Origin of the sequence: Pseudomonas sp. S150, from assembly GCF_004526365.1 — a bacterium.
In the GTDB taxonomy this organism is placed as follows: domain Bacteria; phylum Pseudomonadota; class Gammaproteobacteria; order Pseudomonadales; family Pseudomonadaceae; genus Aquipseudomonas; species Aquipseudomonas putida_A.
Window position 1 is genome coordinate 467,386 of record NZ_CP038207.1, and the last position, 24,326, is coordinate 491,711.

Below are 24,326 nucleotides of genomic sequence, written 5' to 3' on the forward strand. Positions count from 1 at the left end.
CAGTCGTCTGGCGTCCCGATAACGGTGCTTTTGAAAAAACCACCAGGCACCCGCAGAGGTGCGTCCAGCCATCCAGCCTTGATCCGTGAGAACGTTATGGAACCCGGAAACGCCCAACTGTCGATGACGGTATTGATGACCCCCGACATGGCCAACTTCTCTGGCAATGTCCACGGCGGTACCCTGCTCAAATACCTCGACGAAGTGGCCTACGCCTGTGCGAGCCGCTATGCCGGCCGCTACGTGGTAACGCTGTCGGTGGATCAGGTGATTTTTCGCGAGCCGATCCATGTCGGCGAACTGGTGACCTTCCTCGCGTCGGTCAACTACACCGGCAACACCTCGATGGAAGTCGGCATCAAAGTGGTGACCGAAAACATCCGCGAGCGCTCGGTACGCCACACCAACAGCTGCTTCTTCACCATGGTTGCGGTGGATGACCAGCGTAAACCGGCCCCCGTGCCGCCGCTGCAACCGCAGAACAGCGAAGACAAGCGCCGCTACATGCAGGCGCAGCAGCGCCGGCAGATTCGCCAGGAGCTGGAAAAGCGTTATCAGGAGATCAAGGGCGACGCCTGAACAGCCCTTTGGCATGATGTCGCTTTACAGATCGCCTTCGCGAGCAAGCCCGCTCCCACATTGAATCGCAGTCCTCCCATGAGAACGCGGTCGAAGGTGGGAGCGGGCTTGCTCGCGAATGGGTGTAACGCGGTCTTACAGACTGATCGCCGTCGCCTCAAACTTCACCCGCGGATGCGCGATCCGGTCCTGCGCTCGCACCAGTTGCAGCTCGTAACTGGCACACGCCTGGGTTTCCAGCAGCACCTCATGCACCGCCGCTGCGGTGAACTCAAACGCCGCCACCAGACTGTCGCCGAGCAGTACCCGCGCGAGGAACAGCCCGGACGTCAGATCGCCGACACCCACTGGCTGACGCGGAAACGCCAGCAGCGGACGGCGCAGGTGCCAGCTTTCGTCTGCGGTCACCAACAACATCTCGAATCCGTCCGCCGGCTTGCCCGGATAATCCAGATGCTTGACCAGCACCGCTTTCGGCCCACGTGCCAGCAACGCCCGAGCCATCGCCAGGCAGTCGAACAGCGACTGCGGCTTGCGCCCGGAGAAGCTGTCCAGCTCCAGTTGGTTCGGGCACATGATGTCCGCCACCGCAGCGGCTTCCTCCAGCAGGAAATCGCTGACTTCGGCCGGCACACTGCAGCCCTTCTCCGGATGGCCCATCACCGGGTCGCACAGGTACAACGCCTTCGGATTGACCGATTTGATGCGCTCGACGCCACTGAGAATCGCCCGGCCCTGCGCCGCGCTGCCCAGATAACCGGAAAGCACAGCGTCGCAGTTGCCCAGCTCGCCAATGGCGGCAATGCCTTCGACCAGTTCGGGGATCTGGTGCGGCGCCAGCACTTCACCGGCCCACTGCCCGTACTGGGTGTGATTGGAAAACTGCACGGTGTTGAGCGGCCAGACATTCACCCCGACCCGCTGCATCGGAAACACGGCGGCGCTGTTGCCGGCGTGGCCGAAGACCACATGGGACTGAATGGCGAGCAGATGAGGCGTACGTTTCATTCGGGTTATTCCGTAAAACGATTGAAATTCAAGCCGCGCAGTATGCGACGAAACACAGCCTGTACGACAGACCGGCGACGCAGTTAAGCTGAGCTTATCTTTTGGAGTTTCCTGTTGATGCTGACCCTCGAAAACATCTTCGTGCTGATGCTGTTCGCCGCTGCCGGCGCATGGTTATGGCACAACCACGGCTTGCGCGAGCGGGCGCTGGAGCGGGTCAAGCAGCATTGCATCAACGTCGGCGTCGAACTGCTGGACGGTAACGTCGCGTTGAAAAAAATCGGTTTGATCAAGGATGCCAGCGGGCGGCGGCGCCTGGCCCGGGTCTATAACTTCGAGTTCACCGTGACCGGCGAAACCCGGCACAACGGCACCATTACCCAGTTTGGCGCGCACAGCGCACAGATCGAACTGGCGCCCTACCCGGCGCCGTTCGACGATACGCCGCCGGTGGTCGAAGTTACCCGCCCACGGGCCGAAGTGATCGAACTGAGCCAGTGGCGGCAGGAACACAACAAGTGGAAGCCTTGAGCTAACCCGCCTGCACCCGGCATTGCGCCAGGCCTGACTGCAAAGCATCGATACGTTGTGCATCGGCAAAGATCAGCTCTATACGTGAATCCCGTCGCCACTCACTCGGTTGCCAATCCAGTTCGGCGTTATCCACCGCATTGGCCGACACCCAGCCCTCGGCGCTGTGGATAACCAGTTTAGCCCGCCGCCAGTCCAGGCTCTGCAGCCATTGGCTCAGACGTTGCGTATCGAACGTCTGTCCAGGGTGCCAACGCCAGCCGATGCTCCAACCGCCCTCCTGTGCCTGACTCAGGCAGATCGGCACGGCCGGATCGCTCCAGAGCGCCGGAATCGGTCCCGCCCCCTGAGGCACGACGAGGTTATCCACACCCGCCATTGCTTGCGCCGTGACACCCGGCAACTCGCGTAAAGGCAGTTGCGCCTGCTGCGTCCAGATCAGTTTGACTGCCGGCAAACGCTCGACGATGGTCTGCCGTGCAGCCTCATCAAGACTTTCTGCCTTGTTCAGCAACAGCAGGCCGGCGCTGACCAAAGCCTCCTGCTGAGCGGTCGGCAAGGCTTTCCCGGCGGCCAGCGCCTGGGCATCCAGCACTAACACGCAGGGCTGCAGCGCCAGCACACCCAACCACGGCGCCTCGCCTAACTGCTTGAGCAATTGCGCCGGATGGCCCAGTCCGGACGGCTCGATGAGCAGCCGATCCGGCCTGGCCTTGCGCAGCAAACGGCCGAGGCCGATTTGAAACGGCGCACCATTCACGCAACACAGACACCCTCCGGCGACTTCGCCCAGTGCGATACCATCCGCGTCGCGTGTCAGCAACGCGGCATCAAGGCCGATCTGACCGAACTCGTTGATCAGCACCGCCCAGCGCTCGCCGTCCGGCCGTTGGGCCATGAGCTGGCGAATCAGGCTGGTCTTGCCGGCGCCCAAAGGGCCGGCGATGACGTGGGTAGGAATGTTCTGCAACATGACTGGGCGTTTTCTGAGGGGATTGGACATGCGTTGGATGGGATGGTCGTTGCTGTTGATGCTGCTGTCGAGCGAAGCATGGGCCCAGGCTTGCGTGGTGCACAGCCAGGGTGAGCGACTTGACGTTAAAGTCTGCCAGCAAAACCGCAGTATTCCCGAGAAACTGTTCAGCGACGGCTTCTGCCAACCGACGCTGGCCGGGCAGAAAGTCGAGGTGCAGTACGTCGATCAATGCCCGAGCGGCGCGTTCGGCGTGTGCAGCAACGCGCAAGTCGCCAATATGCCCTATCGCCAGGATATCCACTATTACGGCGTCGCCTCCGACGCGGCGTATTTACAGCCGTACTGCGAAGGCCAGAGCCAGGGCAAATGGCTCAAGCCTTGAGCCGTCAGCCGAGCCAGTCGAGAGTCAGCAGCAGCCGTCGTTCGCCCGGCGCCGGTTGCGGAGAACGATGAATCAGGCCGAAGCTTTCGTTGCCGTGCCACTTCTCACCTTTCAATAACGCCACGTCACCACGCTTGAGTTGCTGGATATGGCTTATGCCTTGTGGCTCGGCGTTGGCCTGACCCAGTTGCTCGCGATCCATCACGCCCTCCTTGAGCCACTGGCTGCCAATTCCGGCATAGGTGGTTATCAAGCGCACTGGCACATGATCGACATGGAAGCGTGGGCACATGGCTTTGTCCAACACCCGCAGGCGCAAACCGATGCGGCGAGCGCCCAGCAGACAGGCGAAGGCACTCACCAGCCATTGCAGGTCCGCGATGAAGCCCTCGTAGCCTTGCAGATCACGGAACCCGGCGGCCAGTCCTTGCAGATCAGGGTCGGCGTCTTCATTCGGCAATTCGATGCACAGTGATTCCGCCAAAGGCTCGTTGAGCGACAGCAGCAACTCTGCGAAATCGGCGATGTGCAGCGGCAGTTGGCGCTGCCAGACCGCGAGATTGACGTCGTCTTCGAGGATTCGCGTCAGCGTTTTCGGCGTCACCCCCTGATGCTGATGGCGCGCCCGGTTTTGCTGCAGTTTGAGCGCAAGCATCAGGCGGCCTCTTCGTGCCAAGGGCCGAACGGGTCCGGCAGCCTGCGCCAACCATCTGCGCCAATGGCCATTTCTTCATCAGTCAGCAGGCAGGCGTCGAGCTCCGACTTGAGCTGTACGAAGTCGATGTTCTGGCCGATGAATACCAGCTCCTGACGACAATCTCCGACGCTCGGCGTCCAGTTTTCCATGATTGCTGCGGTACTTTCATGATCCTGCGGCCACTGGTTTTTCGGCACGAAACGCCACCAGCGACCGGCGAAACCATGGCGCATCAAACCACCGGCCTGCGACCAACTGCCTGCGTCGGAGGGTTTGCTGGCGAGCCAGAAGAAGCCTTTGGAGCGCAGCAGTTTGCCGTTCGGCCATGGACGATCGATGAAGTCGAAAAAGCGCTGCGGATGGAACGGGCGACGTGCGCGGTAGGCCGTCGAGGCGATGCCGTATTCCGTGGTTTCCGGCACGTGCTCACCACGCAATTCCTGCAACCAGCCCGGGGCCTGAGCGGCTTTCTCGAAATCGAAACGCCCGGTGTTGAGGATCTTCTCTAGCGGCACCTCGCCCATCACCATCGGGATGATTTCCGCCTGGGCGTTGAGGCGTTTGAGGATGGCCATCAGCTCTTCGCGCTCCTGGCGGCTGATGAGGTCGATCTTGCTGATCAGCAGTACATCGGCGAACTCGATTTGTTCGATCAGCAGATCGGTGATCGAGCGTTCATCTTCATCGCCCAGTGTCTCGCCGCGGGACGCGAGGCTCTCGGCAGCCTGATAGTCGAGGAGGAAATTCACACCGTCGACTACCGTGACCATGGTGTCGAGCCGCGCGACATCGGCGAGGCTCTGGCCCTGCTCGTCACGAAAGGTGAACGTTTCGGCGACCGGTAGCGGCTCGGAAATACCGGTAGATTCGATGAGCAAGTAATCGAATCTTCCTTCGCGGGCGAGTTTGCTGACTTCTTCGAGCAGGTCCTCGCGTAACGTACAGCAGATACAACCGTTGCTCATCTCCACGAGTTTTTCTTCCGCACGGTTAAGGCTGACATCGCGCTGGACTTCGCTGCCATCAATGTTGATTTCGCTCATATCGTTAACGATGACCGCAACGCGCAAACCTTCTCGATTACGTAGTACGTAATTCAAAAGTGTACTTTTTCCGGCGCCGAGAAAGCCCGATAGAACGGTCACGGGAAGTGGAGATGACATTGGATAATCCTCATCAGGTTGTGGCCGATGTGCGTTTTGGCCTGTTTTGGCCTGTTTTGGCGTAGCTCACCGCGTACTTGAGCTTCAAAACAGCGCTTTGGCAGAAGCAGACGCTTGCAATCGGCGAGCTCAGGCTCAATTCAAATTTATGTTATAGTATAACAATGTAAATAAGCCAGCCCCGCTCTTGCCCAAACCGATAAAGCGCTGGAAGCTGCACGCAAACTGCCCATCGGATACCGAGATGAAAATTGCCCTGAAATGCTCGCTGCTGAGTCTCGCGTTGCTATCGTGGGCCAACGCATGGGGACAAATTCCTGCACTCGCCAACTGCACACGCAGCGCCAATCTGCTGGCCTGCATCGATGCGCAGGGCAATACCTACAGCGTAAACACGGTGGGCAGCACGATTTACCTGCGTGGCTTTGAAAAGGACGGCAATCGCTACTGGGCACAGACCAACAGTCGTTTCGGCCAGCTGACGTTCTTCACCGGGCTCGCCTCTGACGGCGAAGCCTGGGCTGGCTACACCCGTCGCGTTGGCTGGACGACAATCAATCGCTTTTCCAGCTCTGGCGGCAGCAGCGCCAAGTTCACCTGCAGTCGGATCACCGGCTGCTAAACCTGCGCTTCTTACTGCTCCTGCTGCCAGGCGATGTAGCTATCTACTGGCGGATTCTTCTGGAAGTAACGCTGCAGCCCTTCGAATAAACCATCCGCCACGGCCTGCTGATGTCGAGGCGTGACCAGGCGCTGGCTGTCACGGGCGTTGGAAATGAAGCCGGTTTCCACCAGAATCGACGGCACGTCCGGCGACTTCAGCACGGCAAACCCTGCCTGCTCCACGCGCTTCTGATGCAGCGTGGTAATGCCCGCCAGACTGCCGAGAACGGTGCTGCCGAGTTGCAAACTGGCGGCAATGGTGGCGTTCATCGACATGTCGAGAATCACGCCGGCGAGCATCGGATCCTTGTCCTTAAGGTTGAGCAGACTGGTCGCGCCCAGCAGATCCGCGCCGTTCTCTCGCTGTGCCATGAAGCGTGCAGTTGCTGACGTCGCACCACCTTCAGACAAGCAATATACAGATGCTCCCGACGCGGTAAGACGCGGCGCCGCATCGGCGTGCACCGAAATAAACATGTCGGCCTTGTGCTGACGTGCGATGTCCACACGCTTGCGCAGCGGCACGAAGAAGTCGTCATTGCGCACCAGTTTTACGTCGAAGCCTTTCTCCCTTTTCAGGCGTTTGGCGAGCAACTGAGCGATGGCAAGAACCACATCTTTTTCCCGCTCACCCTTGGCGCCAACCGCACCTGGGTCTTTCCCGCCGTGCCCGGGATCAACGACAACGATGATGTCGCGCTTGGGGTGAGCCTGATTCGAGGGTGTTTCACGTGGAACCATTGCCGGACTTGATGCCTGTTTGGCGTTTACCAGATCAAGCACCAAGCGGTGCCCTTGGCCATCTTGAGGCGCCAAAAGGAAGCTGCTCAATAGCACCGGATGGTTCAGATCGAGAACGATCCGTGTATCACCCTGACCAAAGCGCCCTGATCGAATCGAATGAATAGCTGTATCGACAAGCGTCAATTGACTGAAATCGCCACTCAAACTCGCCCCGGAAAGGTCGATGATCAAGCGTTCTGGAGCGCTCAGGGAGAAGGTTTTGTAGCGCACCGGACCGCTCAGATCGAACACCAATCTGAGCTTGTCATCCGAACGCCAGAGGCGTGCATTGCGAATTTGTGTAGCCGAAACGGTGAAGGGAAAAGCCAAAGCCGTGCTGGCCACAAGCAGGTTGAGCAGATGACGTCGGTGCATATGAAAGCCTGTTCATGAAAAAGGCATCGTGATTTGAATTGTTATAATGTAACATCTAATTCAATCAACACGATGGTTCCGAACATGAATTCGCTGACACTTCCGGATATTGCGACTCAAGCCGCTCGGCAGGCGTTACCGCTTGATTGGGTGGGAATGTGCGGCATTGCTCTGCCTGTTTTATTAGGAGGCCAACGTCTGAGCGCAAAAGCTGATGCAGGCGTAAGTCTCGATGATGGCGAGGCGCGCGGCATTCACATGTCGCGGCTATATCTCGCACTGGCGGCACTTGAGCGGCAGGACCTCTCTCCCTCCCTATTGCGCCAGGTTCTCAAGGAATTTCTGGTCAGCCATGACGGTTTATCCAACAGCGCCTACCTGAAAATCCACTGCGAAGTGCTGCTGAAAAGGCCTGCGTTAGTCAGCCCTCTAGCGGGTTGGAAGAGCTACCCAGTGAGCATTTCAGCGAGTCTGAAAAACCAAATGTTCCACGTGGAACTTAAAATCGAGGTGCCCTACTCCTCAACTTGCCCCTGCTCAGCAGCGCTGGCGCGACAGTTGATTCAGCAGCAATTCATCGATGATTTCGCCAACAAGCCACTGCAACATGCCGAAGTGTTGGCCTGGCTAGGATCAAGCCAAGGCATTGTCGCCACCCCGCACAGCCAACGCAGCATCGCGCAATTGCATATGCACCTCGACGAGTTCATCGACGAGCTTCCCCTGAGTGTGATCATCAATGACGCCGAAGCGGCGCTCGGCACCGCCGTGCAAACCGCCGTGAAACGCGCCGACGAGCAGGCCTTCGCGTTGGCCAATGGGCAGAACCTGATGTTCTGCGAAGACGCCGCGCGACGACTCAATCTGGCTCTGCGTCGCTCCCCCGGGGTCTGTGGCTTCCACCTGCGGGTGATCCACGCCGAAAGCCTGCACGCTCACGACGCGGTCGCCGAAAGCCACTGGCATCGAGAACTCCAATGATCCGTTGCCACACCCTGAGTTGGGGCGCACCCGGCCAACCACTGACTTCGCCACTGACCCTCTCGCTGGAACACGGCAGCCTCAGCGCCATCATCGGCGCCAACGGCTGCGGTAAAAGCAGCCTGCTGAAAGTCATCGCCGGATTGCAGAAGCCGTTATCGGGAAAAGTCGCACTGGGTGTTCCACGCCAGGGCGGCCTGGCGTTCCTGCCGCAACAGCAACACCTCGATCGGCAGTTCCCCATCAGCCTCGAAGAACTGGTAGCCGCGGGTTTCTGGGGGCGTCGATTGTCGACGCAACTGCGCGCACAACGACTCGTTAACGCCCTGGAAAATTGGCACTTGAGCGGATTGGAAAAACGTCCGCTGATGGCCCTTTCCGGTGGCGAGTTGCAGCGCGCCCTGCTCGCCCGCTTGAGTCTGACCGACGCCCAATTGCTGCTGCTCGACGAACCCCACGCAGCTCTCGATGAACTGGGCCAGCAGTTACTCTGGCAACACATCCATGCCTGGCACTCCGAAGGACGAACACTGCTGATGGTCTGCCATGACCTCGCCGCCGTCCGCCAACACATCCCGCAGACACTGCTGATCAAAAACCGCGAATGCGTATTCGGACCCAGTGCCGAACTGATCCAGCAAACACCCGATATGCAGGTGGCCTGATGCTCACCGTCGCCCACCTCTGGCAACCGTTCAGCGAGTTCGTGTTCATGCGCCGAGCGCTGCTCGGCGGACTGGTATTGGCCTGTAGCACAGCGCCGCTCGGCGTTTTTCTGATCCTGCGGCGCATGAGCCTGATCGGTGACGCCGTCGCCCACGGCATCCTTCCCGGCGCAGCATTGGGCTTCTGGTTCGCCGGTCTGAGTCTGCCCGCGTTGACCTTCGGTGGTCTGGGCGCCGGCCTGGGCATGGCCGGTCTCGCCGCCTGGATCACCCGTCGCACCGGTCTGCGCGAAGACGCTAGCCTCGCGGCGATCTATCCGATCTCACTCGCCAGCGGCGTGCTGATTCTTGGCATTGCCGGCAAGCGCCTGGACCTGCTGCACTTGCTGTTCGGCTCAGCGCTCGCCGTCGACGGTCCGACCCTCAATGGAATGTTGTGGGTGTCGGGACTGAGTCTGGTCGCCATGGCCTTGATCTACAAACCGCTGCTGCTCGATACCCTCGACCCATTATTCCTGCAAACCGTCAGCCGCCTCGGCCCTCTCGCCCACGGTGTGTTCCTGACCTTGGTGGTGCTCAATCTGGTGATCGGTTTCCAGGCCATCGGCGCCTTGATGGTGGTCGGCCTGATGATGCTGCCCGCCGCCGCGTCACGGTTCTGGAGTCGTCGCCTGCCGAGCCTGATTGCCATCTCGGTGCTTATCGGCTGCGTCTCGGTGTGGTGCGGATTGCTGATCTCGTTCTACTACTCGCTGCCGAGCGGTCCGGCGATCGTGCTGGTCGCCGGCATGGGTTATCTGCTGTCCGTGGTGTTCGGACCGGTGCACGGTTTGCTGCACCGCCCGCCTTTGCTCACATCCCAATGAGGTGTTTCCCGATGCGCGCTCTACTCGTGTTGTTCGGCCTGCTGCTGTCGATGTCGTTGTCGGCGGCGGAAAAATTGCCGGTGGTCACCAGCTTCAGCATCCTTGCCGACATGGTTCATCAGGTGGGGGGCGAGCATATTCAGATCACCAATATGGTCGGCCCGGACGCCGATGCCCACACGTATGAACCGACACCCGATGACGCCAAAGCGTTGCTAAAGGCCAAACTGATCATCAAGAACGGCTTGGGTTTCGAGCCTTGGCTTGATCGTCTGGTGACCAGCACCGACACCAGAGCCCCCATCATCAGTGCCAGTCATGGCGTGATTCCACGCTCGCTGGAGGAAGACGGCGAGACCATTCCCGACCCGCACGCCTGGCACAACCTGGCCAACACCGAGCTGTACATCGCCAACATCACCAAGGCGCTGATCGCCGCTGATCCGGCGAACATGGCCGACTACCAACGCAACAGCCAGACCTACCTGAAACAGATCTACACCCTGCTCGCTGAAGCCAAGGCCAAGCTCGGCTCGCTGCCACCGGGCAATCGCAAGATCGTCACTAGCCACGATGCCTTCGGTTATCTCGGGCAGGCCTACGGCATCGACTTCATGGCGCCGCAAGGTCTGTCCACCGAGCGTGAACCGTCAGCCGCCGAAGTCGCCGCACTGATTACCCAAATCCGTCAGGCCAAGGTCAAAGCGGTGTTCATGGAAAACATCAAGGACGCGCGCCTGCTCAAGCAGATCGCCGAGGAAAGCGGCGCGCACATCGGCGGCACGTTGTACTCCGATGCCCTCGCCGCCAGTGGCCCGGCCAGCACCTTTATCGGACTGTTCGAATACAACCTCAACACCCTTTATGACGCACTGAGCCAGCCATGATCCGCAAAAATCCTTCCGGCGATCTGCCGCAAATTGCCGAGTCGGCCTACGTCGATAAAACCGCGATCATCTGCGGCAAGGTGGTCATTGGCGAGAACGTGTTCGTCGGTCCCTACGCCGTGATTCGCGCCGATGAAGTAGACGCTTCAGGCGCGATGGAGCCGATCACCATCGGCGCCAATTCGAACATCCAGGACGGCGTGGTGATTCATTCCAAATCCGGCGCTGCCGTGACCATCGGCGAATTCACCTCGATCGCTCACCGCTCGATCGTGCATGGTCCGTGCGTAGTCGGCGACCGGGTGTTCATCGGCTTCAACAGCGTGCTGTTCAATTGCGTGATCGGTGACGGCTGTGTGGTGCGGCACAACTCGGTGGTCGATGGCCGCGATTTGCCGGATGCGTTCTACGTGCCCTCCACCACCCGCATCGGCCCCAATACCGACCTCTCGCAGTTCCCGCCGGTGAGTGTCAGCGCCTCGGAGTTTTCCGAAGACGTGGCACGCACCAATGTCGATCTGGTGCGCGGCTACAAAGCCTTGCAGAACGAGTTCTGAACCATGAGCAGCGTGCTGATTCGCAACGCCAGGCTGGTCAATGAAGGACGCGAGTTCGACGGCGATCTGTTGGTCAGCCATGGCCGCATCGTCAAGATCGCGCGCAGCATCGACGGTGAAACTGCGCGGGTGGAAATCGACGCCAACGGCCAATGGCTGTTGCCGGGGATGATCGATGACCAGGTGCATTTTCGCGAACCGGGGGCGCCAGACAAGGGCTGCATTCACACCGAGTCTCGAGCGGCGGTGGCGGGCGGCATCACCAGTTTCATGGACATGCCCAACACCCGACCGGCAACCCTCACCCTTGAAGCGCTGGCGGATAAAAAGCGTCGGGCGGCAATCAACTCTGTGGCCAACTACGGCTTTCATTTCGGTGTGAGCCGGGACAACCTCGACACCGTCGCCGCACTCAACCCCTGCGAAGTGGCCGGGGTCAAAGTGTTCATGGGCGCGTCCACCGGCAACATGTTGGTGGACGATCCGAGGACTCTCGAGCGTTTATTCGCCGAAGTCCCGACAATACTGCTGGCGCATTGCGAACACACGCCGAGCATTGAGGCCAATGCAGCACGTCTGCGCGAACGCCTCGGCGAACACCTGCCAGCGAATATCCATGCACTGATTCGCGATGCCGAGGCTTGCTACCGCTCCTCTTCGCTGGCGGTGGAACTGGCCAGACGTCACGGCACCCGCCTGCACGTTTTGCATCTGACCACCGCTCGCGAACTCGAGTTGTTCGAGGACAAGCCGCTCGCCCAGAAACACATCAGCGCTGAAGTCTGCCTGCATCATCTGCTGTTTGATGACCGCGACTATCCAGCCCTCGGCAACCTGATCAAGTGCAATCCGGCGATCAAGACCCAAACCGACCGTGACGCCTTGCGCGCAGCGTTACTAAGCAATCGACTGGACGTGATCGGCAGCGATCACGCACCGCATACCTGGGCGGAAAAACAGCGCCCGTATACCGAGGCACCGTCCGGTTTACCGTTGGTGCAACACGCCCTGCCGGCGCTACTGGAGCTGGTGGCCGATGGCGTGCTGCCGATCACCACGTTGGTGGCGAAGACCAGCCATCGGGTGGCGGATCTGTTTGCGATTCCGGATCGGGGTTATTTACGCGAGGGGTATTGGGCGGATCTGGTGCTGGTTGAGCCCTTGGCTCTTGAGGTGTCGCGGCAACCGATTCTGTCGCAATGCGGGTGGACGCCGTTTGCTGACAAGACTTTTCGCTATCGGGTGAATACCACGTTGGTGTCGGGGCAGATCGCCTGGCGGGAGCAGCGTATCAACGAAGGATGTCAGGGGCTGGCGCTGCGATTCATGCGGTGACAACCAAGACGCCTTCGCGAGCAAGCCCGCTCCCACAAGGATTGTGCTGTCCCCTGTGGGAGCGGGCTTGCTCGCGAAGCTTTTAAGCTCTTGGCTTCACGGTGCCGCAATCCTGACCCAACCACACCGCGCGGGTTTCCAGGCTGCCCTTCTGGTTGATCCCGATCGCATTGAACGTGCCGTTGGCCACCGTGGTGAACTCACGATCACTGAGGAACGTCGCGACACCCGTGCCTTGCGCTTTAGGGCAGCTGAAGCGGAATTTCCACTGGTTACCGGTGCGTTCGGTGATCTGCTGTTTGCAGCCCGATTGCGGATCGGCCAGCGGAATATCGTTGGTCGCCACTTGCTGCGGCGTCAGGCAGGCACGAATGCCCTTGCCGCCGATGTTGATTCCGTTCTTTTCCAGCGTCGCACGCTGCTGCGGGGTCATCTGGCCTTGCAACTGGCCAAGGATCGATTGCACATCCATGGGCTGGTCATCGACCTTGACGTTGCTCGAGGTCATTTCCCACAGCCCCGGTTGCAGCATTTGCGCCTGCGCTACCACCGGCATTGCCAAACCCAGGCCCAGCGCCAAACCCAGCAGACGAACGTTCATCGAAAAACTCCTGATCAGTAGTGGCCGTTAGACGCCGGCCGATTGCTTCGGTTCATGCGCCAATTAAATAGCGACAATCGCCTCGGAACATGGTCTGTTACGCATTGAATCTTCAGGAGCAAGGTTGCCCCATGGATTATTTTGGACCGCACATTTTCGGATATCTGATCGCTCTTATACATAGCCTCGGCTTGATCGCCGCGATCCACGCGGTGCTGACGGTACGCACCGCCCAAGGCTCGATCGCCTGGGCATTGTCGCTTATTTTCATTCCTTATCTGACCCTTATCCCCTACCTGGTGTTCGGCCGCAGCACTTTCGACGGATACATCAAGGCGCGCCGTCAGGCCAACGAACAGATGCGCCAGGCGATATCCGAGCTGAACTGGCGCCCGTGGGTGGAAGAAGCGCTCACCGCCCGCGCGTCGAAAGCCTATGCCTCCCTACGTGCCATGCCCAAGCTGGGGCGCATGCCGTGCCTGGCAAACAACGAAGTGCAGCTGCTGGTGAATGGACACGCCACCTTCGAGGCGATTTTCCAGGCAATCGATCAAGCGCGCGAAGCCGTGCTGATCCAGTTTTTCATCATCCATGACGACCGCCTCGGGCAGCGCCTGCGCGATCTGTTGCTGAAGAAAGCGGCTGAGGGCGTGGCGATTCATCTGCTCTACGACCGCATCGGCAGCCACGCCCTGCCCCACAGTTATGTGCAGGCGCTGCGCGATGGCGGTGTCGAGGTCAAAGCCTTCGCCACACGCAGCGGCTGGCTCAATCGCTTCCAGGTGAATTTCCGCAACCACCGCAAAATCGTCGTGGTCGATGGCGTACTCGGCTTCGTCGGCGGGCATAACGTCGGCGATGAATACATGGGCGAGAAACCGCCCCTGGCGCCGTGGCGCGATACCCATGTTCAGGTGCGCGGGCCGGTGGTGGCCTGCATGCAGGAGTCGTTTGCCGAGGACTGGTTCTGGGCAGCACGGACGTTGCCACCGCTGATCCTGCCGGATGTCTACCCGGAAGATGGCGTGCTCTGCCAATTGCTGGCGAGCGGCCCGGCGGATGCCTACGAAACCTGTTCACTGTTCTTCGTCGAAGCCATCCACGCGGCGACGGAACGAGTGTGGATCACCAGCCCGTATTTCATTCCCGATGAGGCAGTATTCGCCGCGTTGCGCCTGGCGGTGCTGCGCGGCGTCGACGTGCGCCTGCTGCTGCCATCGCGTCCGGATCACCGCATCGTCTACGCCGCGTCCAGCCTCTACGCGTTCGAAGCAGTACGCGCCGGCGTGCGGGTATTCCGCTACGAGCCGGGGTTCCTGCATCAGAAAGTGGTGTTGATCGACAGCGAAATCAGCGCCATCGGCAGCGCCAATCTGGACAACCGTTCGTTCCGGCTGAATTTCGAAGTGATGCTGCTGACCGTCGACAGCGAATTCGCCGCCCACGTGGAACAGATGCTCAACGAAGACTTCGAGCAGGCTTATGAAGTCGCCAAAGAAGAAAGCCGGGAGATCCACCGCCTGCAACAGCTCGGCATGCGGATCGCCCGGCTTATTTCACCGATTCTTTGACTGACCGCTCGCTCGAACGAGCGAACGGTCGTCAGGCCTCAGGGGTGATAAATGTCGTCGCGGGTCCAGGGCAGTTCATGGCTGCCATCCGGATGCGCCTTCACCGCCAGGATCTGGTGCAGGTTGATCCAGCCACGCGCGAACGCATAGGCACACCCGGCCAGATACAGCCGCCAGATGCGCAATGCCTGATCCGGCACCAGTTTCCCGGCCGCTTCGAGGTTGTCCTCCAGCCGCTCGCTCCAGTGATCCAGCGTGCGCGCGTAATGCAGACGCAGGCTTTCGACGTCGACAATCTCCAGCCCGGCTTCGCTGATCTCGGCCGAGATCATCGCCAAGTGCGGCAGCTCACCGTTGGGGAACACGTATTTCTCGATGAAGTCGCCAGCGCCGCGTCCTACCGGACGGCCATCGGTGTGTTTGGCGGTGATGCCGTGGTTCATCACCAGACCGCCCTCCTTCACCGCGCCGAACAGGACCTTGCAGTACTCGGCGAGGTTGGCGTGGCCGACGTGTTCGAACATGCCGACGCTGACTACCTTGTCGAAACGCCCGTCCTGCGGCAGATCGCGGTAGTCGAGCAATTGCAGCTCAACCTGATCTTCCAGGCCCTCGGCCTTGACCCGCTCCCGGGCCAGTTCCAGCTGTTCCTTGCTCAAGGTGATGCCGAACACTTTGGCGCCGAATTCACGTGCCGCGTAACGCGCCAGACCACCCCAGCCGCAACCGACATCCAGCAGGTAATCGCCCGGCTGCAAACGCAGCTTGCGACACAGATGGCGGAACTTGGCCTGCTGTGCCTGTTCCAGAGTTTCACTGCCGGTTTCGAAATACGCGCAGGAATACGCCATGTCGCTGTCCAGCCACAGCTGATAGAACGCGTTGGACAGGTCATAGTGATAGGAAATGGCTTTGGCGTCGGTTTCCTTGTCGTGCACCGCACGCACTGGCTGCGCGCTTTCGCCTTCATCGAGCAAGGCGCTGCTCAATTCGTCGCAGACCCGGATGACCTCGCTGATCGAGCCCTCCAGTTCCAGCCTGCCTTCGACAAACGCCGCCCCCAGCGCGTCGAGACTCGGATGGGTGAACTGGGTGACCATCGTCGGGTCCTTGACCACAATGGTGACGCTGGGCGTCGGCCCCAGGTTGAACTCATGGCCATCCCAGAGTCGCAAGCGAAGCGGAAGCTGCAGATTCTGTAAGGCCGGTGGAAGTTGCGCGAGCATGGAAAATCCCCCTTGTTTCAGACGTCAGATCTGAGGGTAGACCATCCTTGAAAAATAGCAGGCTATCGATTTAATTAGCCGAGACTATCGTTCCAGGCGCTCCTGCATGCCGTCATGCACCCACTACTGCTTTAGCCCAGGTAACGGCGTGAAGTGTGCGCCCTCTCCATAGATGACTGCCTATTCGGCGCACAGTTCGCTGAAATTCACTTCAGTGATCATCCTTGAGCTTGAGCAATGGCTCCTGAAACCGCAGCAGCCGTCCGGCATTGCCCAACACCAGCAGCGTACTGAGGTTGTGCAGCAGCGCGGCAATCATTGCCCCCGCCGCGCCGAGCCAGCCGAATGCCGCGAACACCACGATCGCCAGGGTCCAGCCCAGACCGATGATCACATTGACCTGCAAGGTCCGCCGGCACTGGCGACTGAGCCGCACACAGGTGCCGAGGCGGCGCAGGTCACTGCCGATCAATACGATATCTGCCGAGGCCAGCGCGATGTCGGCACCGCCGGCGCCCATCGCCACACCCACCACCCCGGCCTTGAGCGCCAGCGAATCATTGATGCCGTCACCCACCACCATCGGCCGGAAACCGTTGTCGATTTCCTTGAGCACGCGGTTGAGCTTGTCCTCAGGCAGCGCCTGCGCTTCCAGCTCTTGCAGGCCGACCTCGCGGGCCAGGGTCTGCGCAACACTCTGGCGGTCGCCGGTCAGCAGCAACTGGCGACCCAGCCCCAGTTCGCGCAATTCAGCGAGGGCAAAGCGCGCTTCCGGTTTGACGCTGTCGGCCAGCAACAGCCAGGCGACAAATTCGCCGTTCAGTGCCAATCCGGCAATCGGCCCGTCGTGCTCGGGAACGATGGTAGTGACGATGCCCAGTTGCGCGAACAGTTCGGGACGCCCCAGCGCCGCCTCGCCCTGTGTGGTCATGGCGACCACCCCAAGACCCTGACGCTCGTGAATATCTGTTAGCGACAGGCTCTGCTCTTGACTCACCAGCCCCGCCAACGCCCGGCTGACAGGATGACTGCTGGCCGCACCGAGACTGGCAGCCAGCGCCATCACCGAGGCCTGATCCAGACGCGGACTGCTGATCGATTGCAAACGCAAGGTGCCGTAAGTCAGCGTGCCGGTCTTGTCGACCACCAGTGATGTGAGGTCTGCCAACTCCTCAAGGAACGCCGAGCTGCGGATCAGAATACCGTGGCGCGCCGCCACCGCCACTCCGGCAATTGCCGTGGCCGGTGCCGACAGCACCAAGGCGCAAGGACATGCGGCTACCAGCACCGCGAGCATCGCTTGCGCGTCATGGGTGACAAACCAGGTCACCGCCGCCAACAGCAACACCAGCACCATGTAGCTGCCGGCATAGCGTTCAAGCAGACGGGTGATCGGCGGCTTCGAACGCTCGGCGTTCTGCATCAGCGCGATGACTTTGCCCAGCGTCGATTGATCACCGGTGCGGGTCACTTCAATGCGCAGCAAACCGTCGAGGTTGATTGCGCCGCCGAACACCGTCATGCCCACTGCCGTTTCCACTGGCACCGACTCGCCGGTAATTGACGCCGTGTCGAGGCTGGCCTGGCCCAACAACACCCGGCCATCCGCCGGCACCCGATCGCCCGCGCGTACCTCTACAGTGTCACCGGGTTCCAGCGTGCCGTTATCGACTTCGATGATCGAGCCATCTGCCTGAATCTTGCGTGCGTGGCTGCGGGTCAATTGGCCGAGAGCGTGAATCGCTTCCTGCGAGCCGATCACGCTGCGCTCTTCCAGCACGTGGCCGAAGATCATGATGATCGGCAGCAACGCGGCGGTCAGCAGATCGCCAGTCGCCCACGCACCGAGCATCGCCAAAGCAATCAGTTGATCGGTGATGCCGTGCAGGCTCGGATAACGCAAGCTGTACCAAGCAGAGCGCATCACCGGCACCGCTACTAATAAGGAGGCGAAACCCAGCAGCAACTGACTGACACCAGTTTGCTCCGGCACCATCCAGCGCCAGATCAAACCGAGGCCGAGCAAGCCCAAGGCGAGCATTGCCAAAGTCAATTGGCGCGCAGCGCGGCGCTGTTCGGCCGAGGACAACAGGCTCGGTGCAGCGGTGGTCGCAGTCATTTACTGGCTCCCTGAATGATCAGGCGGGAATCGTCTTTCGGATCGACCGTGGTCACCGAACCGGCCTGACCAAGAATTTTCGGCATGCGTTCGCGGTACAGACGCAGGAGCATCTGCGGGTCGGTGCCCTGTTGTTGCGCCTTGGCCAGGCTCATTACCGTGGCAGTGTCGGCAGAGGCTTTTGCCAGCCGTTCGCCGGCCTGAGCATGGGCCACTTGCAGAGTACGGTCGGCTTGTTCGTTGGCGGTTTGGGTGAGTTTTTCCGCCTCGGTGCGTGCATTGGCGACGGCTTTGTCGGCCTGCTGACTGGCGGTCAGTACCGCATTAAAAGCACTGACCGCCGGATCCGGCAGACTCGACTGAACGTCGACCCGCGCCACTTCGATGCCGATGCCCTGCCCGCTCGCCTTCAATTCAGCCAGACGCTTGTTGATGCCTTGCACCAGATCACCGCGCAGACGCTCACGACGTTCAGCCGCTTGATTGTCGGCACCGATCATTTCCGGTCGAGCGACCAGAATCGTATCCAGATCCCGTGCAGCGGTCAGGGCCACAGCGCTGCGGGTGACCAGCCGATCCAGTGCTGGCAGCACATGATCACCCTGCAGCACGAAGTCATAGGGATCGCTGACTTTGTAAAACACCCGCACATCCAGTTGCACCACGCCGGCGTCGCCGGTCAGCAGATAGCCGGAACCGGCCAGTGCATCGCTCAGTGGCGTGGCGAAGGTTGCTACACGATCAGCCTTGATCGCCTCACTGCTGCGCAGCAGGTTTTCCACTCGGCGCTCGATGACCCGATCCGCTGCCGGCAGCAAAACCACCTGCTCGAACGGCTGCGGCCAGGCCAGCAACAGCCCGGCATTCTGGACGCGTTGCAGTGCGCCAAAGTGCAAGACAACCGCGCGATTTTGCGGATCAATCTGCCGCACATTGGAAAACGCCCAGGCCAACGCTGCCAATACCGTCACCGCATATAAGGCGAAAAACGCCAGGCGTCCGGCCTGAATCCACGGACTGCTCAACGAATGTGTTCCACGTGGAACTTCATCACTCATGGCTGCGATCCGAATTTATTTTCAACATTCGGCGGGCCGTCCACCAGCACGCGGAATGGCGCGGCGTCGGTACGCAGGATCAGCTTGGTGTCCGGCGTGACGATAGTGCCCAGGGTGTCCAGCGAACGCAGCAGGTTGTACAGCTGCGGCGAGCCAGCATAGGCACGGCCGTAGATTTGCGCGGCTTCGACCCGCGACTGTGCTTCGATTTCTGCGGCCTTCACCGTGGCATCGGCCTGGACAATTCGCGCATCGCGCTCGGCCGCAGAACGGATCTGCGCGGCTTCTCGCTTGCCGATGGCGGTGCGTTCGGTGGCAATTGTTTCACGCTCGGCGCGCATCCGATCGACCGTGGCCGTGAGCGTGACCGAAGGCAAGGTCAGGCGTTCGATGCCCACCTGAACCACACGCACGCCGTAGGTGGCCAGCAACTGCTGGTCGATCTGCTGACGCAGTTGCGCTTCGAAATCGGCGATACGCACTTTGCTGGCATCGGTATTCACCAGATCCGCCAGGTCGAAACTGCTGGCGGTGGTTTCCAGCGCCGAACCGACAAAGGTGCGAATCTGCCGCGCCGCTTCGTCCGGCTGGTTCTGCACCGCGCGCATGAAACGCTGCACATTGTCCGGGTCGCCCTGCACCTGCCACGCCACGTAGGCCTGAACGATGATGCGCAAACCGTCGCGGGTGCCGACATCCTGCAAACCACTCGAGGTGGTACGCAGGCGCAGATCCACCGGGATCGCCGCTTCGAACGGCGCCGGCCAGCGCCAGCTCAAACCCGGCTCAAGCAGCACCCGCGACGGATTACCGAAACGGGTGATGACGGTGGCCTCGCCCGAGCGCACCTGGACCAGGCTTGCCGCCGCGATGGCAAACCCCACCAGCAACAACGCCCAGCCCATGCGCCGCCACGGGAATGGCCCCGCCTCTTCCGGCGCACCGTGGTGATGGTGATGATGCCCATGATGATGGTGATGCCCGGCGTGGCCATGATCGTGGCCGCTGTGGTCATGCGAATCGTGAGTGTGCGACTGGCTCAAGGGGCAACTCCTGGTCGAGCGGTGGTGCGCGCAGGCGTCGGATCAGCCGGCAGCGTAAACGTACGCAGATCGATGGTCGGCGCATTGCTGCTGCCGCCTAAACGGTGGTCGAGTACCAACAATTTGGCCTTGTTCAGACCCAGGCTGAGCTGACTCAGATATTGCTCGAGCACGAACGCCTGGCCAGCGCTGGCATAGGCTTTCTGCTCAGCCTTGAATTTCAGATCCGCCGCCTGCGCGGTGGCGTTGATTTCACGGGCGCTGGCACTCGCCTGATCGCGGGCGAGACTGGCCTGCAACTGCGCCTGGTTACTCGCCTCTGCCGCAGCACCGCGCTCACGGGAGATCAACGCCTGCGCGCCGATCTGCGCGGCTTGCACGCCGTGATAAGCATTGGCGGCGCCGGCAGGGGGATGAATTGCTTCGACCACGGTGGCGAGAATCTCCACACCGCTGTCGAGTTTCTGAAGATCGCCTTGCACCGCATGGCCGATTTCTTCGCCCAGCCCTACCCGGTCAGCACCGAGCAAACCGTCGAGGGTGCGCGAGGCAAAATCGTGAACCAGAATCCGGCTCGCGGTGCTGCGAATCAGCGTCGGCACATCAGCGTTGTTGTAAGTGGCGGCCAAGGCATCCTGATCACCCAGGCCGATGCGATAGACGAAGCGCACGTCCATGTTGACGATCTGAAAGCTCTGCTGATCGCCACGGCTGCTGGCGATCACCTGGGATTTGTCGTTGACGTGGCTGGCATCCCACAAGCGGTTGGCGACCATCGGTGCCGGGCCTTCGGCAGGCTCAGCCTGGGTTGGCGCGGGAGCATCGCCGACGCTGGTCGCCAACTCATGCACCACGCCATTCTCGACGTTCAATACACGGCCCAATGGCCACGGCAGACCGGCGTGCAATCCCGGACCGAACACTTGCACCGGTTTGCCGAAGCGCTCGTAGATACCGCGCCCTTGCAGCGGGATTTCGTGGATACCGGTCAGTAACCAGCCGACCGCAGCGACCAGCGCCAGCACCGGCAGAAAGGCGCGGCGCATGTAACTGAACGCCCAGATCTGGCGCAGATCGATGCCGAAACGATTGTGCAATTCGTGCTGCAAGGCCAGAAGCGGCTGCGGCGGCCAGCGCAGCATGTCAGCGACAAAACTGCGTGCCAGCAGGGTCGGTTCGAGCTGTTCACGACGAGGACTGAATATCGACAGGACTGCGCGCAATAGCAACTCGATCGCGACGAATCCCGGCAAGATCCCGATCAACACCGCAAGCCGTACTGGCCACACCGACGCCTCGCTGGCGAACAGCAGGCACAACGCGCCCAGCACCAGGCTGATGATCGCCACCCGCACCAGTTGCGCGAGGGACCCGGCTTCCGGCCATTGCGCTGGACTCTCCTGAGCCAGTTGCCGCTCCAGCACCAGCAAGCCGAAACCCAACAGCAACATCAGCGCCGCGCCCACCGTGGCCGACAACCCGACCGCAGCGGCAGGCAATGCCAGATTCCACACCTGCCCGACGGCGAGCACCACCAGTACTGACCAGCCGCCCAGCCACAACGTGGCCGCGCCAATCTGACCGAGCAGGTGCAGGCCGCACTGACTCAACCGCTCCAGCAGCCGTTCGTACCAGCCATCCGGCGCTACTGGCTCCAGCTCCTCGGTCAGCGCCACCGATACCGGCGGGTCAATCACCCCTGCACGCCATTGCGTCACCCACCACGCCGACTGCAAGCCGGCGACCAACACCAGCAAAGCCGCGCCCAAATTCACCAACAAGGCCGGCCATATCGATTGCGCGGCAAACAGTTCGACAAACAGCGCCAGCAGCCACCCTGCCCCGGCCAATCCGCCGAGACCGATGGCCAGACGACGCAAACGTCGCCCCTGCGTGGACGCTTGTTGAAAGCGCGGCAACCCGGTCACTTGCGTGCCATCGACATCCAGATCGACTTGCATATCACCCCAAAGCCATTGATTCACCGGTCTTATCGTTACGATATAACGAAAAGCGTGAAAATATTCGTACACAAATTCGCTTATCTAAAGATGCGCAACCTGTCGCTTGCCTGAAGCCTTGACCGAAATGTCCGGAAACGCACATATTACGTTCGTAATTTTATCGACCGACTACTTTTAGCGATCCGCATCCCAACGAGGAGCAACAGCATGAGCAACTACGACGTGGTCATTCTGGGCGGCGGCCCCGGTGGTTATAACGCGGCGATCCGCGCCGGCCAGCTGGGCCTGAAAGCAGCCTGCGTGGAAGGCCGCGCCACCCTCGGCGGCACCTGCCTGAACGTCGGTTGCATGCCGTCGAAGGCCTTGCTGCATGCTTCGGAGCTGTACGACGCGGCCATGGGTGCGGAATTCGCCAACCTCGGCATCGAGGTCAAACCCACGCTCAACCTCGCGCAAATGATGAAACAGAAAGACGAAAGCGTGACCGGCCTGACCAAAGGCATCGAGTTTCTGTTTCGCAAAAACAAGGTCGACTGGATCAAAGGCTGGGGTCACATCGACGGCCCGGGCAAAGTCACGGTGACCGACGATCAAGGCAACAAAACCGAGCTGAGCGCCAAGGACATCATCATCGCTACCGGCTCCGAACCCACGCCCCTGCCCGGCGTCGAGATCGACAATCAACGCATCCTCGACTCCACCGGCGCGCTGTCGCTGAGTGAAGTGCCCAAGCATCTGGTGGTGATCGGCGCGGGGGTGATCGGCCTGGAACTGGGCTCGGTCTGGCGGCGTCTCGGCGCCCAGGTGACCGTGGTCGAATACCTCGACCGCATCTGCCCGGGTGTTGATGGCGAGGCCGGCAAAACCCTGCAGCGTGCGCTGAGCAAGCAAGGCATCAGCTTCAAATTGAGCTCGAAGGTCACCAGCGCCACCCCCTCGGTCAACGGTGTGCAGCTCAGCGTCGAACCCGCCGCCGGTGGCAGCGCCGAGTTACTGGAAGCCGACTACGTACTGGTCGCGATCGGCCGGCGCCCGTACACCAAAGGCCTGGGCCTGGAGAACGTCGGCCTGAGCACCGACAAACGCGGCATGCTCGCCAACCGCCAGCACCGTACCGAGGCAACCGGCGTATGGGTGATCGGTGACGTGACATCAGGCCCGATGCTTGCGCACAAGGCCGAAGACGAAGCGATGGCCTGCGTGGAACAGATCGTCGGCAAGGCCGGCGAGGTCAATTACGACTTGATTCCCAACGTCATCTACACCCGGCCCGAGCTGGCCAGCGTCGGCAAGACCGAGGAGCAGCTCAAGGCTGAAGGGCGCACCTATAAAGTCGGTAAATTCCCGTTCACCGCCAACAGCCGGGCCAAGATCAACCATGAGACCGAAGGCTTCGCCAAAGTCCTCGCCGACGAACGCACGGACGAGATCCTCGGCGTGCACCTGGTCGGCCCGAGCGTCAGTGAAATGATCGGTGAGTACTGCGTGGCCATGGAGTTCAGTGCGTCTGCCGAAGATATCGCGCTGACTTGCCATCCGCACCCGACCCGCTCCGAGGCGCTGCGTCAGGCGGCGATGAATGTCGAGGGGATGGCGACGCAGATGTAGGTGGTCACCCAAACCCTGTGGGAGCTGGCTTGCCAGCGATGGCGTCAGTCCTTTAACCGTTGCGGTCGCTGACACACCGCTATCGCTGGCAAGACAGCTCCCACAGTTGACCGTGTTCCTGCTGGAGGATTGCGGTCGAATGTGGGAACAACCCGCTCTACAGCGGAAGATGCCCCAACGGCAACGCCCCCGGGGTCTTCACCGTGTGAATCGCAAAGTTGCTGCGAATGTCACTCACCCCCGGCAGCTTCAGCAGGCAGCCGCTGAGAAAGCGGTCGTATGCGCGCAGGTCCGGCACCACCACCTGCAACAGAAAGTCCGATTCGCCCGACACCAGAAACGCCGAGATCACCTCCGGCAGGGCGGTGACTGCCGCGTAAAAGGCTTCGGCCTGCTCATCGTTGTGGCGCTCGACCTTGACCCCGACAAACACCGTCAGCCCCAGTCCCACTTCATCGCGATCGAGGTTGGCCTGGTAGCCACGAATCACCCCGGCCTCCTCCAGCATCCGCACCCGGCGCAAGCAAGGTGACGCCGACAGGCCGATCTCGTCCGCCAGCTCGACATTGCTCAGCCGTCCGTTGCGCTGCAAGGCAGCGAGAATCTTGCGATCAAAAGCGTCGAGTTTCATGTTTGGCAGATCCTGCGGGTCAAGGCACAAAAAGACAGCAGGTTATGCCAATCCCAA

The 24,326-nt window shown here is 60.9% G+C and carries 24 protein-coding genes; 12 read left to right on the plus strand and 12 right to left on the minus strand.

Going from position 1 to position 24,326, the window contains the following annotated elements; translation table 11 throughout:
- Positions 1 to 96 precede the first annotated feature (96 nt).
- Complete coding sequence (locus E3Z29_RS02210; protein WP_041073853.1) at positions 97 to 579, plus strand: acyl-CoA thioesterase; 483 nt, start codon at positions 97 to 99, stop codon at positions 577 to 579.
- 135 nt (positions 580 to 714) lie between these two features.
- On the opposite strand, the gene pdxY is transcribed toward E3Z29_RS02210, so the two are convergent.
- Positions 715 to 1,587: a pyridoxal kinase PdxY gene (gene pdxY, locus E3Z29_RS02215; RefSeq protein ID WP_027610337.1), complete on the minus strand. Its 873-nt coding sequence runs from the start codon at positions 1,585 to 1,587 to the stop codon at positions 715 to 717.
- Between the two features lie 117 nt (positions 1,588 to 1,704).
- Here pdxY and E3Z29_RS02220 point away from each other — a divergent pair, with 117 nt between their 5' ends.
- Entirely contained in the window at positions 1,705 to 2,118 is a 414-nt protein-coding gene (locus tag E3Z29_RS02220) for a DUF3301 domain-containing protein (RefSeq protein ID WP_025112628.1), read from the plus strand.
- A 1-nt stretch (position 2,119) separates the two neighbouring features.
- On the opposite strand, the gene E3Z29_RS02225 is transcribed toward E3Z29_RS02220, so the two are convergent.
- Positions 2,120 to 3,091: a GTP-binding protein gene (locus E3Z29_RS02225; RefSeq protein WP_134785033.1), complete on the minus strand. Its 972-nt coding sequence runs from the start codon at positions 3,089 to 3,091 to the stop codon at positions 2,120 to 2,122.
- A gap of 28 nt (positions 3,092 to 3,119) precedes the next feature.
- Here E3Z29_RS02225 and E3Z29_RS02230 point away from each other — a divergent pair, with 28 nt between their 5' ends.
- Positions 3,120 to 3,476, plus strand: coding sequence for an NADH:ubiquinone oxidoreductase (locus tag E3Z29_RS02230; RefSeq protein WP_134785034.1), 357 nt, complete (start codon positions 3,120 to 3,122; stop codon positions 3,474 to 3,476).
- Between the two features lie 4 nt (positions 3,477 to 3,480).
- Here E3Z29_RS02230 and E3Z29_RS02235 read toward each other — a convergent pair whose 3' ends face one another.
- Both E3Z29_RS02235 and zigA read right to left on the minus strand, forming a co-directional pair.
- Positions 3,481 to 4,131 (minus strand): DUF1826 domain-containing protein, encoded by a 651-nt coding sequence (locus E3Z29_RS02235; protein ID WP_134785035.1) that lies wholly within the window; start codon positions 4,129 to 4,131, stop codon positions 3,481 to 3,483.
- Positions 4,131 to 5,336: a zinc metallochaperone GTPase ZigA gene (zigA, locus tag E3Z29_RS02240; protein WP_134785036.1), complete on the minus strand. Its 1,206-nt coding sequence runs from the start codon at positions 5,334 to 5,336 to the stop codon at positions 4,131 to 4,133. The genes E3Z29_RS02235 and zigA overlap by 1 nt, the downstream gene beginning before the upstream one ends.
- A gap of 244 nt (positions 5,337 to 5,580) precedes the next feature.
- On the opposite strand from zigA, the gene E3Z29_RS02245 reads away from it, so the two are divergent.
- Positions 5,581 to 5,958, plus strand: a complete 378-nt coding sequence (locus tag E3Z29_RS02245) for a glutamine synthetase (protein WP_134785037.1) — start codon at positions 5,581 to 5,583, stop codon at positions 5,956 to 5,958.
- An 11-nt stretch (positions 5,959 to 5,969) separates the two neighbouring features.
- Here the strand turns inward: E3Z29_RS02245 and E3Z29_RS02250 are convergent, their stop codons facing one another.
- Complete coding sequence (locus tag E3Z29_RS02250) at positions 5,970 to 7,157, minus strand: N-acetylmuramoyl-L-alanine amidase (protein WP_134785038.1); 1,188 nt, start codon at positions 7,155 to 7,157, stop codon at positions 5,970 to 5,972.
- A gap of 84 nt (positions 7,158 to 7,241) precedes the next feature.
- On the opposite strand from E3Z29_RS02250, the gene folE2 reads away from it, so the two are divergent.
- Genes folE2 through E3Z29_RS02280 form a run of 6 tightly spaced genes read left to right on the plus strand, consistent with a single transcriptional unit; the run spans position 7,242 to position 12,448 of the window.
- Positions 7,242 to 8,138: a GTP cyclohydrolase FolE2 gene (gene folE2, locus E3Z29_RS02255; RefSeq protein ID WP_134785039.1), complete on the plus strand. Its 897-nt coding sequence runs from the start codon at positions 7,242 to 7,244 to the stop codon at positions 8,136 to 8,138.
- Positions 8,135 to 8,803 (plus strand): metal ABC transporter ATP-binding protein, encoded by a 669-nt coding sequence (locus E3Z29_RS02260; protein ID WP_134785040.1) that lies wholly within the window; start codon positions 8,135 to 8,137, stop codon positions 8,801 to 8,803. Before folE2 ends, E3Z29_RS02260 begins: the two co-directional genes overlap by 4 nt.
- Positions 8,803 to 9,669: a metal ABC transporter permease gene (locus E3Z29_RS02265; protein WP_134785041.1), complete on the plus strand. Its 867-nt coding sequence runs from the start codon at positions 8,803 to 8,805 to the stop codon at positions 9,667 to 9,669. Before E3Z29_RS02260 ends, E3Z29_RS02265 begins: the two co-directional genes overlap by 1 nt.
- Before the next feature lie 11 nt (positions 9,670 to 9,680).
- The gene (locus tag E3Z29_RS02270) at positions 9,681 to 10,556 is read left to right on the plus strand and encodes a metal ABC transporter substrate-binding protein (RefSeq protein ID WP_134785042.1); all 876 of its coding nucleotides are present in this window, start codon (positions 9,681 to 9,683) and stop codon (positions 10,554 to 10,556) included.
- Complete coding sequence (locus E3Z29_RS02275; RefSeq protein WP_134785043.1) at positions 10,553 to 11,113, plus strand: DapH/DapD/GlmU-related protein; 561 nt, start codon at positions 10,553 to 10,555, stop codon at positions 11,111 to 11,113. Before E3Z29_RS02270 ends, E3Z29_RS02275 begins: the two co-directional genes overlap by 4 nt.
- A gap of 3 nt (positions 11,114 to 11,116) precedes the next feature.
- On the plus strand, positions 11,117 to 12,448 hold the full coding sequence (locus E3Z29_RS02280) for a dihydroorotase (RefSeq protein ID WP_134785044.1): 1,332 nt from the start codon (positions 11,117 to 11,119) through the stop codon (positions 12,446 to 12,448).
- 82 nt (positions 12,449 to 12,530) lie between these two features.
- Here E3Z29_RS02280 and E3Z29_RS02285 read toward each other — a convergent pair whose 3' ends face one another.
- Positions 12,531 to 13,049 (minus strand): DUF3617 domain-containing protein, encoded by a 519-nt coding sequence (locus E3Z29_RS02285; protein ID WP_134785045.1) that lies wholly within the window; start codon positions 13,047 to 13,049, stop codon positions 12,531 to 12,533.
- 131 nt (positions 13,050 to 13,180) lie between these two features.
- Between E3Z29_RS02285 and cls the strand changes: the two genes are divergently transcribed.
- Entirely contained in the window at positions 13,181 to 14,620 is a 1,440-nt protein-coding gene (gene cls, locus E3Z29_RS02290) for a cardiolipin synthase (RefSeq protein ID WP_134785046.1), read from the plus strand.
- Positions 14,621 to 14,658: 38 nt separating this feature from the next.
- Here the strand turns inward: cls and cfaB are convergent, their stop codons facing one another.
- The 5 genes from cfaB to hflK (E3Z29_RS02315) all read right to left on the minus strand — a co-directional run bounded on the left by cfaB (position 14,659) and on the right by hflK (E3Z29_RS02315) (position 22,027).
- Positions 14,659 to 15,846 (minus strand): C17 cyclopropane fatty acid synthase CfaB, encoded by a 1,188-nt coding sequence (gene cfaB / locus E3Z29_RS02295; protein WP_098966378.1) that lies wholly within the window; start codon positions 15,844 to 15,846, stop codon positions 14,659 to 14,661.
- Between the two features lie 211 nt (positions 15,847 to 16,057).
- The gene (locus tag E3Z29_RS02300) at positions 16,058 to 17,965 is read right to left on the minus strand and encodes a heavy metal translocating P-type ATPase (protein WP_134785047.1); all 1,908 of its coding nucleotides are present in this window, start codon (positions 17,963 to 17,965) and stop codon (positions 16,058 to 16,060) included.
- A complete protein-coding gene (gene hflK, locus E3Z29_RS02305) occupies positions 17,962 to 19,023 on the minus strand; it encodes a protease modulator HflK (RefSeq protein ID WP_134785048.1) in 1,062 nt (353 codons plus the stop codon). The genes E3Z29_RS02300 and hflK (E3Z29_RS02305) overlap by 4 nt, the downstream gene beginning before the upstream one ends.
- Complete coding sequence (gene hflC, locus E3Z29_RS02310) at positions 19,020 to 20,066, minus strand: protease modulator HflC (protein WP_134785049.1); 1,047 nt, start codon at positions 20,064 to 20,066, stop codon at positions 19,020 to 19,022. The genes hflK (E3Z29_RS02305) and hflC overlap by 4 nt, the downstream gene beginning before the upstream one ends.
- Positions 20,063 to 22,027 (minus strand): protease modulator HflK, encoded by a 1,965-nt coding sequence (hflK, locus tag E3Z29_RS02315; RefSeq protein ID WP_134787539.1) that lies wholly within the window; start codon positions 22,025 to 22,027, stop codon positions 20,063 to 20,065. The genes hflC and hflK (E3Z29_RS02315) overlap by 4 nt, the downstream gene beginning before the upstream one ends.
- A 210-nt stretch (positions 22,028 to 22,237) precedes the next feature.
- On the opposite strand from hflK (E3Z29_RS02315), the gene lpdA reads away from it, so the two are divergent.
- Entirely contained in the window at positions 22,238 to 23,638 is a 1,401-nt protein-coding gene (gene lpdA / locus E3Z29_RS02320; RefSeq protein WP_134785050.1) for a dihydrolipoyl dehydrogenase, read from the plus strand.
- A 157-nt stretch (positions 23,639 to 23,795) separates the two neighbouring features.
- Here the strand turns inward: lpdA and E3Z29_RS02325 are convergent, their stop codons facing one another.
- Positions 23,796 to 24,269 carry an Lrp/AsnC family transcriptional regulator gene (locus E3Z29_RS02325; protein ID WP_007960832.1) on the minus strand — a complete coding sequence of 158 codons (474 nt, stop codon included), beginning with the start codon at positions 24,267 to 24,269 and terminating at the stop codon, positions 23,796 to 23,798.
- Between the last annotated feature and the right edge of the window lie 57 nt (positions 24,270 to 24,326).